Origin of the sequence: Sphingomonas sp. OTU376 (genome assembly GCF_038440415.1) — a bacterium.
In the GTDB taxonomy this organism is placed as follows: domain Bacteria; phylum Pseudomonadota; class Alphaproteobacteria; order Sphingomonadales; family Sphingomonadaceae; genus Sphingomonas; species Sphingomonas kyeonggiensis_A.
Genome location: NZ_JASATQ010000057.1, coordinates 20,736 through 33,149 on the forward strand (window position 1 = coordinate 20,736; position 12,414 = coordinate 33,149).

Annotated in this window: 10 protein-coding genes; 8 read left to right on the forward strand and 2 right to left on the reverse strand. The window is 66.7% G+C overall.

Annotated features, from left to right (window positions below; genetic code table 11):
• Positions 1–17: 17 nt before the first annotated feature.
• The 3 genes from AAHM44_RS19375 to AAHM44_RS19385 all read left to right on the forward strand — a co-directional run bounded on the left by AAHM44_RS19375 (position 18) and on the right by AAHM44_RS19385 (position 3,733).
• A complete protein-coding gene (locus tag AAHM44_RS19375; RefSeq protein WP_269572903.1) occupies positions 18–1,580 on the forward strand; it encodes a CpaF family protein in 1,563 nt (520 codons plus the stop codon).
• Positions 1,581–1,605: 25 nt separating this feature from the next.
• The gene (locus AAHM44_RS19380; protein WP_342251009.1) at positions 1,606–2,757 is read left to right on the forward strand and encodes an aspartyl protease family protein; all 1,152 of its coding nucleotides are present in this window, start codon (positions 1,606–1,608) and stop codon (positions 2,755–2,757) included.
• Between the two features lie 175 nt (positions 2,758–2,932).
• Positions 2,933–3,733 carry a retropepsin-like aspartic protease gene (locus AAHM44_RS19385; protein ID WP_342251010.1) on the forward strand — a complete coding sequence of 267 codons (801 nt, stop codon included), beginning with the start codon at positions 2,933–2,935 and terminating at the stop codon, positions 3,731–3,733.
• Positions 3,734–3,740: 7 nt separating this feature from the next.
• Here the strand turns inward: AAHM44_RS19385 and AAHM44_RS19390 are convergent, their stop codons facing one another.
• The gene (locus tag AAHM44_RS19390) at positions 3,741–3,935 is read right to left on the reverse strand and encodes a hypothetical protein (RefSeq protein WP_446746006.1); all 195 of its coding nucleotides are present in this window, start codon (positions 3,933–3,935) and stop codon (positions 3,741–3,743) included.
• A gap of 45 nt (positions 3,936–3,980) precedes the next feature.
• On the opposite strand from AAHM44_RS19390, the gene AAHM44_RS19395 reads away from it, so the two are divergent.
• Entirely contained in the window at positions 3,981–4,802 is an 822-nt protein-coding gene (locus AAHM44_RS19395) for a class I SAM-dependent methyltransferase (protein WP_269572906.1), read from the forward strand.
• A gap of 49 nt (positions 4,803–4,851) precedes the next feature.
• Positions 4,852–5,907 carry a methyl-accepting chemotaxis protein gene (locus AAHM44_RS19400; RefSeq protein WP_342251011.1) on the forward strand — a complete coding sequence of 352 codons (1,056 nt, stop codon included), beginning with the start codon at positions 4,852–4,854 and terminating at the stop codon, positions 5,905–5,907.
• Between the two features lie 40 nt (positions 5,908–5,947).
• Here the strand turns inward: AAHM44_RS19400 and phaR are convergent, their stop codons facing one another.
• The gene (gene phaR, locus AAHM44_RS19405; protein WP_269572908.1) at positions 5,948–6,529 is read right to left on the reverse strand and encodes a polyhydroxyalkanoate synthesis repressor PhaR; all 582 of its coding nucleotides are present in this window, start codon (positions 6,527–6,529) and stop codon (positions 5,948–5,950) included.
• A gap of 13 nt (positions 6,530–6,542) precedes the next feature.
• Here phaR and AAHM44_RS19410 point away from each other — a divergent pair, with 13 nt between their 5' ends.
• The 3 genes from AAHM44_RS19410 to AAHM44_RS19420 all read left to right on the forward strand — a co-directional run bounded on the left by AAHM44_RS19410 (position 6,543) and on the right by AAHM44_RS19420 (position 12,328).
• A complete protein-coding gene (locus AAHM44_RS19410) occupies positions 6,543–7,613 on the forward strand; it encodes an alpha/beta fold hydrolase (protein ID WP_342251012.1) in 1,071 nt (356 codons plus the stop codon).
• Positions 7,614–7,649: 36 nt separating this feature from the next.
• Complete coding sequence (locus tag AAHM44_RS19415; RefSeq protein ID WP_269572910.1) at positions 7,650–8,831, forward strand: acetyl-CoA C-acetyltransferase; 1,182 nt, start codon at positions 7,650–7,652, stop codon at positions 8,829–8,831.
• A 263-nt stretch (positions 8,832–9,094) separates the two neighbouring features.
• A complete protein-coding gene (locus AAHM44_RS19420) occupies positions 9,095–12,328 on the forward strand; it encodes a TonB-dependent receptor domain-containing protein (RefSeq protein ID WP_269572911.1) in 3,234 nt (1,077 codons plus the stop codon).
• Positions 12,329–12,414: the final 86 nt, after the last annotated feature.

The following is a 12,414-nucleotide window of genomic DNA, read 5'->3' on the forward strand; positions in this document are numbered from 1 at the left end:
GGGGACATTGGGTTCTGATGAGCGCTTTCGGACGACGCAGCGGATTGGGTGGTGGACCGGCAGGCCGGCCGGCGTTCGGCGTTGCGCGCCCGATGCAGGGCGGCGGACCGCTGCCCCGCCCGGTCGATCCCGCCCCGCTGGGCGGCGAACAGTTCCCGCCGATCAATTCGGTGCCGCTGCCCGGCCAGGGCGCCGCGCCCGACTCCTTCGAGCAGCGTGACCCCAACGGCCCGAGCGTTGCCAGCGCCGAGGCGCTGCAACGCCTTGCCGATCGCCAAGCCGCCTCGGGCGATGCCGGCAATTCGCGCGTCGAGGGATTCGAGGCGTCGATCCACCGCATCAAGGAACAGGTGCTTCCGCGCCTGCTGGAGCGCGTCGATCCCGAAGCCGCCGCCACGCTCAGCAAGGACGAGCTGGCCGAGGAGTTCCGCCCGATCATCGGCGAAGTCCTCGCCGAGCTGAAGCTCACCCTCAATCGCCGCGAGCAGTTCGCGCTCGAGAAGGTGCTGGTCGACGAGCTGCTCGGCCTCGGGCCGCTCGAGGAGCTGCTGGCCGATCCGGCCATCTCGGACATCATGGTCAACGGCCCCGAGCAGACCTTTGTCGAGCGCAAGGGCAAGCTCGAGCTCGCCAACATCCAGTTCCGCGACGAGGAGCATCTGTTCCAGATCGCGCAGCGCATCTGTAATTCCGTGGGCCGCCGCGTCGACCAGACCACGCCGCTCGCCGACGCCCGCCTTAAGGACGGCAGCCGCGTCAACGTGATCGTGCCGCCGCTGTCGCTGCGCGGCACCGCTATCTCGATTCGTAAGTTCTCGGCCAAGCCGATCACGCTCGACATGATGGCCCAGGGCGGATCGATGTCACAGAAGATGGCGACCGCGCTCAAGATCGCCGGCGCCAGCCGCTTCAACATCGTCATCTCGGGCGGCACGGGCTCGGGCAAGACGACGATGCTCAACGCCCTGTCGAAGATGATCGACCCGGGCGAGCGCGTGCTGACGATCGAGGACGCGGCCGAACTCCGGCTGCAGCAGCCGCACTGGCTGCCGCTCGAAACCCGTCCGCCCAACCTCGAAGGCCAGGGCGAGATCACCATCCGTGATCTGGTGAAGAACGCGCTGCGTATGCGCCCGGATCGCATCATCCTGGGCGAAATCCGCGGCAGCGAGTGCTTCGACATGCTCGCCGCCATGAACACGGGTCACGACGGCTCGATGTGTACGCTCCACTCCAACTCTCCGCGCGAGGCGCTCGCCCGTATGGAGAACATGGTGATGATGTCGGACATCAAGGTGCCGAAGGAAGCCATCAGCCGCCAGATCGCCGATTCGGTCGATCTCATCATCCAGGTGAAGCGCCTGCGCGACGGTTCACGCCGCGTGACCAACGTCACCGAAGTGATCGGCATGGAAGGCCCGGTGATCGTCACCCAGGAACTGTTCAAGTTCGAGTATCTGGACGAGAGCGCCGACGGCAAGATCATCGGCGAATATCGCTCGATGGGCCTGCGTCCCTATACGCTCGACAAGGCCAAGCAGTACGGCTTCGACCAGGCGCTGCTCGAGGCGTGCCTCTGATCGCCTGACCGACTAATCTGTGTCGGTGCTGTCTTTTCTCCTGCCCCTGGCGCTTGCCGCTTCTCCCGTTTCCGCGCCCGGCGAGGAGCCGAGGGACGGCATCACGCTCGCGCCCGACAGCGAGGCGCGCTGGATCGCCTTCGACCTGACGCCCTCCAACCAGATCCGCTTCGAGGCGGTGCTGAACGGCCGCCCGGTCCGCGCGATCCTCGATACCGGCCTCACCAACACGCTCGCCACCCGCGATTTCGCCACGCGTGCCCGGCTCGCCCTGGGCCGCAGCCAGCGCGCACTGGCGATCGGTGGCGGGGTCGAGGTCGCCTGGGCGCCCGGCGGCACGCTGGTCATGGGCGGGCTCACCCGGCGCGGCGGCCGCATCGCCGTGCCCGATGCGCCGGGCCAGGACCGGTTCGGCGCCGACCTGCTGATCGGCAGCGACATATTGAGCTGCTGCGCGCTCGACATCGACTATGCGGCGAGGCGCTTCCGCATCCTGCCCACGGGCCGCATGCCCTTCACCGGCCAGACCGCGTCGCTCGCGCTCCAGCGCGGATCGGAGGTGCCGGTCACGGAGATAAGGCTGGGCGGCGCGCGGCTGCGCCCGATGATCGTCGATACCGGCGACGGCGCCGCGATCACGCTCAGCCGCCCGGCCTGGGCCTCGGCCAATTATCGCGGCGCCACGCTCACCACCACGCTGGGCTGGGGCATCGGCGGCGCCTTGGTCAGCGAGGCCGCGGTCATCCCCGGCTTCATCCTCGGTGGCAATATCCTGTCCGAGACCGAAGTCCGCATCGAAGGCGAAGGCGGCTATTCCGCCAGTGCCGGCGCGGCCGGGCGAATCGGCACCGGCCTGTTGCTGCGCTACCGCGTGCTGCTCGATCCGCGCGCCGGCCGCATGGTGCTCCAGCCCGGCCTGGCGCCGCCACCGGTGCTCCGCTCGACCAGCGGGCTGCTGCTCGGCGCCGAGGGCACGCATCTGCGCGTGCTCCACGTCATGCGCGGCTCGCCGGCCGCCGAGACCGGCTGGCAAGAAGGCGACAAGATCTGTGCCGCCGATGGTGCGCCGGTCGCCGGCAGGCCAATCGAATGGAGCGCCGGAGTGCCGGGACGGGTCGTGGCGCTGGAACTGTGCGATGGCACCGCGCGCCGGCTGACCCTGCGGAAATTCTACTAGCTGCCCGGCGATCGTTGACGCCAATCCAGGTGAGTGTATTATGTAATTAATACACGCCGATGGGGAGGCAAGCATGCGTTGGAAAGCCGGAAGTGCTGCAATTGCCGGCCTGATTGCGGGAATGGTGCCGGCACAGCCCTTGATGGCCGCAGCCCCCTCGTCCCCATGCTCGCTGGTGCGGTCAGCCGAAACCGACGCGGTGCTGAACGTACCTTTCCGCGTCATCGATGGCCGCATCTATGTCGACGTGCGCGTCGATGGCGAAGGACCGTTCGCCTTCGCCGTGGATACCGGCGCCAGCGGCATGGGCCGTGCCGATGCCAGCCTCGTCTCGAAGCTGAACCTGCCCGTCACGGGAAGCGCCGAGACTTCGGACGCCGTAGCCACCGCGCGCGTGGAGACAGTGACGCTGGCCTCCGTCGAGCTTGGCGGCGTGGTCCGTCGCGACGTCAGGGTCATGACCCGCGACTATAGCGGCAGGATGGCGCCCGAAGCGGCATTCGCCGGAATCCTCGGCCGCGAGTTCTTCGCCGATGGCCTGCTGGTGATCGACTATCCGCGGCAAAGGCTCACCTTCACGCGCAGCCTCGCGCTCAAGCCAGGCGAACCGGGCGTGCTGGGCTATACGCGCGCCTTCCGCGTGCCGGTGACGATCGGTGGCGTCGCCACCGAAGGCAATCTGGATACCGGCGCCAATGTCGCGTTCGTGCTGCCGCAGGCGTTGTTCGATCGGGTTGGCGGCGGTGCGATCGAGGCGGCCGGCGAAGGCAAGCTGACCAACACGATCGTGAAGACGGGCAGCGCGACGCTGCATGGCCCCTTCCGCATCGGCGCGGCGACGCTCGCCGACATTAGGGTGCGGGTGTCGGAGAAATATCCCGAGCTTCTGGTCGGCGCGCATGCCCTGCAGCATTTCGCGCTGCTGATCGATCAGCGATCCGCAGGCGTCGCCCTGTGCCCGCCCGGGGCGAAATAGGCGCCCTCTAGCGCAAATTCAGCGCCACACTCGCCAGGATCACCGCGCCCAGCATCGCCATCACCTGGATGAACTGCCAGGGTACGAAGCCGACATCGTCGATCCGCTTGCGCTTGCGCCGGCGATGCTCGCCCAGGCCGCTGACCACCGCGATCACTGCCGCGCCCGCCGCGCCGAGCCATAATTGTAGTTGCATCGTCACAAAAACCCCCCAAAGGCGAGCGCGACATCTAGGGAGCAATTTCGCATGCGCCAGACCCTGTCCGTGCTCGCCGTGCTCACCACTGCCGTCGCCGTGGCCAGCGTCGCCACCGGCGCGCCGCGCACGCAGCGTTCCGCGATCGCCGAAGCCGTCTCGTCGCCCAGCCGCACCCCGGCGAATGTGGCGCGCGACCCGTATCGTCATCCGGTCGATACGCTCAGCTTCTTCGGTGTGAAGCCCGGCAACACCGTGGTCGAGATCTGGCCCGGCGGCGGCTGGTACACCGAGATCCTCGCCCCGCTCACCCGGGCGAAGGGCAATTACTATGCCGCGGTCGGCCCCGATTTCCCGAATGGCGGCAAGGCGGTCGAGACCTTCAAGGCCAAGGATCCGGCGCTGTACGGCCACGCCAAGCTCGTCGCCTTCCCGGCGGAGGCGGGCCAGCCCAGGGTGCCGGACGGCACCGCCGACGTCGTGCTGACCTTCCGCAACGTCCATAACTGGCGGATGGGCTACAAGCGGAACGACCAGGACTATTCGCCCGAAGCCTTCAAGCAGATGTTCGCGATGCTCAAGAAGGGCGGCACGCTCGGCATCGAGGACCATCGCCTGCCCGAAAGCGCCAGCGCCGAGCGCGAGAAGTCGAGCGGCTATATCAAGGTCTCGACCGTGCGCCGCCTCGCCGAACAGGCCGGCTTCGTGTTCGCCGGCGCATCGGAAGTGAACGCAAATCCGCGCGATACGGCGGATTGGCCCGATGGTGTGTGGACGCTGCCGCCCAGCTACCGGTTGAAGGATGTCGACCGCGCCAAATACGCGGCGATCGGCGAAAGCGACCGGATGACGCTCAAATTCCGCAAGCCCTGATTTTATCGTGCTAAACTAGGCATTAACCGTCCTGTCTTATGACGGTCATGTGCCACGCAGAATTCGAACCCTTCTGTCGGTCCTCCGCGAGGAAGTAGACAGCTACGCCGCGACGAGCGAGGAGATCGCCGCGCGTACCAATCTGCTCGCCCTGAACGCGGCGATCGAGGCTGCCCGCTCGGGCGAGGCCGGTCGCGGCTTCTCGGTGGTGGCGCAGGAAGTGAAGGCGCTGGCGCAGCAGGCGCGCGGCGCCTCGATCGAATTCCGCTCCGAAGTGCGCGAGCGCCTGGCGATGGGCGCCGGCATTGCCGACGAGATGGTCAGCGAGATCGAGGGCACCCGCCTGGTCGAGCTTGCCCAGGCGCTGATCCAGAACGTCACGCGCCATCTCTATGGCCGCAGCGTCGATCTGCGCGTGATGGCCTCGGACGCCGAGGTGATCGCCGCGCTCACCGATCCCTCGCCCGGGACGATCGCCGCGGCCGATGCGCGTCTGGCGATGCTCACTTCGATTTCGCCCTATTATCTCAATACCTTCCTCGCCAACGATGCGGGGCAGGTGATCGCCGCTTCCGATCCGCATGCGCGCGTGCGCGGCGTCGATCTGTCGAGCGCGCCGCAATATCTCAATGCGATGCACAGCCACCGGCGCGACGAATGGTTCACCGACGAAGTCTGGCTGAACCCCTATTCGGACCATCGCGCGGTGCTCGTCTTCGTCACCGGCGTGCGCCCGCGCGGCCATGACGGCCGCCCGCTCGGCGCGCTCTATGTCGAGTTCGACTGGGAAGGCCATATCCCGACGATCATCTCGGACAGGTCGCTGTTCGGCGAGCGCGACTGGAGCCGCACCAGCATCTCGATCGTCGACGAGCAGGATCGCATCGTCGCCAGTTCCTCGGGCAAGCGCTATGGCGAGCATGTCGCGCTTCCCGCCAATGCGGTGCGCGGCGCCGAAGTGCGCGGGGACAACACGATCGCCTTCGCCAGCGCCACCGATTATCACGGCTTTGGCGGGCTCGGCCTGCGCTGCGTGATCGAGCAGAAGATGCCGACGCTGGAGGAAATCCGCGCGGCGCTGGGTGGCTTGAACGCGCGGGGCTAAGTCGTCTCAAGCCTCTCCCTGGAAGGGAGGGGAGCTCGGATTACTTCGCCAGCTTCTCGATCTTGTCCTGCAACCGGGCCAGCTCGGCCTTGAGCGCGGAAACGTCGTCCTCGCCCGAGGTGGCCGGAGCCGCTGCCGGCGTGGCACCCGCGGCGGCGCCGGGCGCACCCGGGGTCGCGCCCGGCTTGAACGCCTGGGTCGCCGCCTCGAAGATTTCCATGTTGCGCTTGGCCATCTCGGCGAAGGGCGAGTTGGCGAACGCGCCCTCGACCGCCGACTTGAACTGCTGCTGGTTGCGGCGGAAGCTTTCCATCGAGGCTTCGAGATAGCCCGGCACCATCGCCTGCATCGAATCGCCGTACAGCGCGATCAGCTGGCGCAGGAAGTTGACCGGCAGCATCGTCTGGCCGCGCTGCTCCTCTTCCATGATGATCTGGGTGAGGACATTATGGGTGATGTCCTCCTCGGTCTTGGCATCGACGACCTTGAAGTCGCGCCCCTCGCGCGTCATCGCCGCCAGATGGTCGAGCGTGATGTAGGACGAGGTTTCGGTGTTGTAGAGGCGCCGGTTCGCGTACTTCTTGATGATGACCGGCCCAGTGCCCGCAGCGCTTTTCTTCATCTAGGATCCCCGCGTGAGTGAAACATATCTATCATCGTTTCATTCTGCGGCGCAACACGGGCCGCGACCGCTTCCGCTATTCCTTTCGCTGTTGCGCAGCGAAACTGCAACATCGCCTGAAAGAAGAGCCGCCGCGCTTGCCGGATTGAAGGCCTATCAGGAGGCGGAACGGCCCGCCGAACGCGCGCCCAAGCCCGCCATCGCCGCCGCGGGACGGGCATCCCTGCGCGATTATGGCGGCAGCGGCGTGCCGGTGGTGTTCGTGCCCTCGCTGATCAATCCGCCCTTCATCCTCGATCTGGCGCCCGGCAATTCACTGCTCGAATGGCTGGCGACTCAAGGGGTTCGACCGCTTCTTGTAGACTGGGGTACCCCCGGGCCCGCGGATCGCGACCAGGGCATCGACCACCACATCGCCGGACTCCTGCTTCCGCTGCTCGACGCGCTGGAGGAACCGCCGATCCTCGCCGGCTATTGCCTGGGCGGCACGCTGGCGATGGCCGCGGCGATGCTCCGCCCGGTACGCGGGCTGGTGACGATCGCGGCGCCCTGGCGCTTCCGCCGCTATGGCGATTTCGCGCGCGCAGCCATTGCGGCGCAATGGGAAGCCGCCCAGACCGCCTGCGCCCGGTTGGGCCTTGTGCCGATGGAAGTGCTCCAGTCCGGCTTCTGGCAGCTCGATCCCGCCCGCACGATCGCCAAGTTCGAGCGCTTCGCCCGGCTCGAGCCCGGCAGCGACCAGGCCGCCGCCTTCCTCGCGCTCGAGGACTGGGCCAATGCCGGCGCGCCGCTCACCTATGCCGCCGGCGCCGAGATGTTCGAGCGCTTCTTCCGCGCCGATCGCCCCGGCAGCGGACGCTGGTGGGTGCACGGCACGCGCATCCTGCCCTCCCGCCTAGCCTGCCCGGCGCTGGAGCTGCTCTCGACCACCGACCGGATCGTTCCCGCCGCCACCGCCGCGGGCCTGGCAGAGCGGCAAAGCCTCGCGCTCGGCCATGTCGGCATGATCGTCGGCGGCCGGGCGCGCGAAATGGTTTGGGAGCCGTTGCGCGACTGGCTTCTTGCCGCAGCGCACACTAAATAGCCGCCAAACGACAAAGACCACCGCAGGAGTCCTTTCATGACCAGCCCGACCGACGTCGTCATCATCGCCGCCAAGCGCACCCCTGTCGGCGCCTTTCTCGGCGCATTCGGCAGCACTCCCGCGCATGAGCTGGGCCGCGTCGCGATCGAGGCCGCGCTCGAGCAGGCCGGCGTGAAGGGCGAGGAAGTCAGCGAAGTCATTCTCGGCCAGGTGCTCACCGCCGCCCAGGGCCAGAACCCGGCCCGCCAGGCCTCGATGGCTGCCGGCGTGCCCAGGGAAGTGCCGGCCTGGAGCGTGCAGCAGGTCTGCGGCTCGGGCCTGCGCGCCGTCGCGCTCGCCGCCCAGGCGATCCAGACCGGCGATTCGACCATCGTCGTCGCCGGCGGCCAGGAGAGCATGTCGCTCGCCAACCACGCCCAGGCGCTGCGTGCGGGTGCGAAGATGGGCGATGTCACCCTGGTCGACACGATGATCAAGGATGGCCTGACCGACGTGTTCAACGGCTATCACATGGGCATCACCGCCGAGAACCTGGCCGAACAGTTCCAGGTCACCCGCCTCGAGCAGGACGAGTTCGCCGTCGCCAGCCAGAACAAGGCCGAGAAGGCGCGCGCCGAGGGCCGCTTCAAGGACGAGATCGCGCCGGTCACGATCAAGGGCCGCAAGGGCGACACCGTCGTCGCCGATGACGAATATATCCGCGCCGGCGCGACGCTCGACAGCGTCTCGGGCCTGCGCCCGGCCTTCAAGAAGGACGGCACCGTCACCGCCGCCAACGCATCGGGCCTCAACGACGGCGCCGCCGCGCTCGTCCTGATGAGCCGCGCCGAAGCCGAGAAGCGCGGCGCCCCGATCCTCGCCACGGTGAAGAGCTGGGCCAGCGCCGGCGTCGATCCGTCGATCATGGGCATCGGCCCGGTTCCGGCGTCGAAGAAGGCGCTGGAAAAGGCCGGCTGGACGATCGCCGAGCTCGACCTGATCGAAGCCAATGAAGCCTTCGCCGCCCAGGCGCTGTCGGTCGGCAAGGAGCTGGGCTGGGACGCTTCGAAGGTCAACGTCAATGGCGGCGCGATCGCCATCGGCCATCCGATCGGCGCGTCTGGCGCCCGCGTGCTGACCACGCTGATCTACGAAATGGGCAAGCGCGACGCCAGGAAGGGCCTGGCGACTCTGTGCATCGGCGGCGGCATGGGAATCGCCATGTGCGTCGAGCGCTGAGCGGGCTTTATCGCTTGCTCGACTGTTTTCATCGTGTGACGAAATATTTCCGATGAATGGGCCTTAGCGTATTGAAGCGCTAAGGCACATTCTGAATGTTGCATTAATGTCGTTGCTATTGAAATTTATCGCGTGTAACAGTCGCATTTCTGCAACAGTGCCCGCCTAATTGCGCGGCCCCTTATTTCCATATCTTGCGATGCGGAAACATGTCCGGCTTCTTTGCACCCTCGGACATCCAGTCCGAAGGGGCAAAAGAACCAATGAAAATCTCTCACTTGCTGAGCGCGACGGCGCTCGCCGGGTCGCTCCTGTGGTCCTCAGCAGCATATGCTCAGGATACGCAGGCGCCGACCGCGCCCGCCACCAGCGATGCCGAGAAGGCGCCGGATGAGGAAATCGTTGTAACCGGTTCGCGCATTCGCATCCGGAACACGATCGACGCTGCTGTTCCCGTCCAGACGATCTCCGCGACCCAGCTGCTGGGCACCCGCGGCGACGTTTCGGTCGGCGACGCGCTCAACCAGCTTCCGCAGTTCCGCTCGACCTTCAGCCAGGCCAACTCGACCGGCTCGATCGGCACCGCCGGCCTCAGCCTGCTCGATCTGCGCGGCCTCGGCACTGCGCGCACGCTGACCCTGATCAACGGCCGTCGCGTCGTCTCGGCAGTGCCGGGCAGCTACACGCCCGACGTCAGCACCATTCCGTACGACCTGATCGACCGCGTCGAGACCGTGACCGGCGGCCAGTCGGCCATCTATGGTTCGGACGCCATCGCGGGCGTCGCCAACTTCGTCCTGCGTCGCGACTATGAGGGCCTGCGCGTCCGCGCACAGGGCGGCGTCAGCACCTATGGCGATCGCGGCACCTATCTGGTCAGCGCGCTCGCCGGCAAGAACCTGATGGACGGCCGTCTGAACATCACCGCGTCGGCCGAATACACCCATGCGAACGAGCTCTACTACGCCGATCGCGACTATCTGGGTGCCTATGGCGGCACGCCGGGCTTCATCACCACGCAGATCACCACCGCGCCGAACCGCAACTTCGACGGCATTCCGAACACCGGCTTCGTTCCGCGCGGCGTCGTGTTCGGCAACCGCTCGATCGGCGGCACCGTCGTGACCACCTGCCCGGCGACCGCGACCGCGGCCAATGCGGCCCAGCGCGCAGCGATCTGCACCGGCCAGAACTCGCCGACCGGCAGCCCGCTCGCCTATTTCTACATGTTCGAGCCGGACGGCTCGCTGGTGAAGGACTCGCCGGCCACCACCGGCATGACCGACAACCGCGCGATCGGCGGCGGCATCCTGTTCGGCAAGTCGGCTTCGGGCGTCGAAGGCGCCATGCTCATGCCGAGCCAGGACCGCTATGTCGCGAACCTGCTCATCAACGGTGACTTCTCGAGCGCGTTCAAGCCGTTCGCCGAGCTCACCTATGCGCAGGTGAAGGTCCACCAGCAGTCGGTGCAGCCGAGCTTCACCGGCGGCACGCTTACCTCGACCTTCAGCGTCAACAACCCGTTCCTGACCACGGCCGCCCGCAACACGCTGACGACCATCCTGGCTCCGGGCGCGACGAGCTTCTCGCTCAACCGCTTCAACAACGATCTCGGCACCCGCGCCGAGTTCCACAACCGCAAGACCTATCGCGGCGTGATCGGCGTCGCCGGCGACCTGAGCAGCTCGGGCAACCTGCGCTACGAAGTCGCAGCCAACTATGGCCGCACCGAGAACTTCTACCGCACCGGCGGCAACGTGCTGGTCACCCAGTTCAACCGCGCAGCCAATGCGGTGCTCGCACCGACCGGCTATGCGGGCTCGAACTTCGTGCTCAACAGCGCCGGCCAGAAGGTCGTCTGCGGCGTCAACGCCGATGCCAGCACGACCAATGACGACGCGGCCTGCTACCCGATCAACCTGTTCGGCGAGAACCGCTACGATCAGAACGCGCTGAACTACATCCTGCACACCTCGACCCGCAACCAGTGGGCCGAGCAGCTGGACTTCACTGCGTTCCTGTCGGGCGACACCAGCGGCTTCTTCAGCCTGCCGGGCGGTCCGGTCGGCTTCGCGGTCGGCGGCGAATATCGCCGTGAAGACGCGCGCTCGAGCCAGGACGCGATCACTGCGTCGGGCCAGACCTTCCTCAACCCGGCAGCGACCTTCGATCCGCCGGCGGTGAAGGTGAAGGAAGCCTATGGCGAACTGCGCATCCCGCTGCTTGCCAAGCTGCCGCTCATCCGCGAGCTGACCTTCGAAGGCGCCGCGCGCGTCTCCGATTACGGCGGCACGACGGGTTCGGTCTGGGCGTGGAATGCGGGCGCGATCTGGGCGCCGATCCGCGACCTGCGCTTCCGCGGCACCTTCTCGAAGTCGGTCCGCGCGCCGAACCTGAGCAACCTCTATGCGACGGCGGCGACCACCTTCCAGAACGGCTTCACCGATCCGTGCGACCAGCCCGGTGGCACCAACTCGGCGAACAACATCAATGCCAACCCGAACCGCGCGAAGAACTGCGCCGCGGCCGGTGTTCCGACGACGATCACCTATACCGATCCGACTTCGGGCGCCGTGCTGACCCGTGCCTGGACCAACCAGACCACGGCCGGCCTGGCGGGCATCAACTCGGGCAACCCGAACCTGCTGCCGGAAACCGGCTACAGCTTCACGGTCGGCTCGGTGTTCACGCCCAGCTTCGTGCCCGGCCTGACGATCTCGGTCGACTACTACAATGTGCGCGTGAAGAACGTCATCTCGGGCCTGACCGGCCAGGCGATCATCAATCGCTGCTATGACGATCCCTCGGGCATCAACAACATCTTCTGCGCCGCGGTCTTCCGCCGCAGCAGCACGAATGCGGTTGAGAACCTCACGTTCAACGGCCAGTCGACCCGTCAGATCGACCAGTCGACCTTCAACCTGGCGCTGGCCGGCAACGGCAACAGCTTCATCAACCAGCCGTACAACTTCGCCAAGCTGGCGACCCGCGGCATCGACATCGACGTCGGCTACGAGAAGAAGTTCAACGACGACTTCGCGATCAGCCTGCGCACGGTGGTCAGCTATGTGATGGATCGTCTGTCCTACAGCTACATCACGGAGCCGAACCGCTACGATCGTATCGACAGCACGCTGGGCGATCCGAAGTGGCAGGGCCAGTTCACCGCGAACATCAAGCTCGGCCAGTTCGACGTGAACTACAACGCGCGCTACGTCGGCAAGCAGATCGTCTCGAGCCTCACCTACGAGACCTTCTTCCCGTCGCAGGGCCGTGCGGCGCTCAATCCCGATGCGCGTCCGTTCGTGTTCTACGATCCGATCGTCTACCAGAACATCCGTCTGGGCGTGAACGTGTCGAAGGACTACCGCCTGTACTTCGGCGTGGACAACGTCACCAACGAGCTGCCGCCGTATGACGCGACCGGCACCGGCAACGACGCGATCTACCCGAACATGGGCCGCTTCTTCTACGCGGGCGCCCAGGTTCGCTTCTGATCCGAAGCACCTGACAAACGGAAAGGGCCGCTCGAAAGAGCGGCCCGTTTGTTATTCCCAGATGCCGTCGTATCGCGGGCCCCGCC

What these genes read in the sequence shown, in the direction of transcription:
- AAHM44_RS19375 (WP_269572903.1), top strand. Translation starts at nt 18, where the DNA reads ATGAGCGCTTTCGGACGACGCAGCGGATTGGGTGGTGGACCGGCAGGC.
- AAHM44_RS19395 (WP_269572906.1), top strand. Translation starts at nt 3,981, where the DNA reads ATGCGCCAGACCCTGTCCGTGCTCGCCGTGCTCACCACTGCCGTCGCC.
- phaR (WP_269572908.1), bottom strand. Translation starts at nt 6,529, where the DNA reads ATGAAGAAAAGCGCTGCGGGCACTGGGCCGGTCATCATCAAGAAGTAC.
- AAHM44_RS19415 (WP_269572910.1), top strand. Translation starts at nt 7,650, where the DNA reads ATGACCAGCCCGACCGACGTCGTCATCATCGCCGCCAAGCGCACCCCT.
- AAHM44_RS19420 (WP_269572911.1), top strand. Translation starts at nt 9,095, where the DNA reads ATGAAAATCTCTCACTTGCTGAGCGCGACGGCGCTCGCCGGGTCGCTC.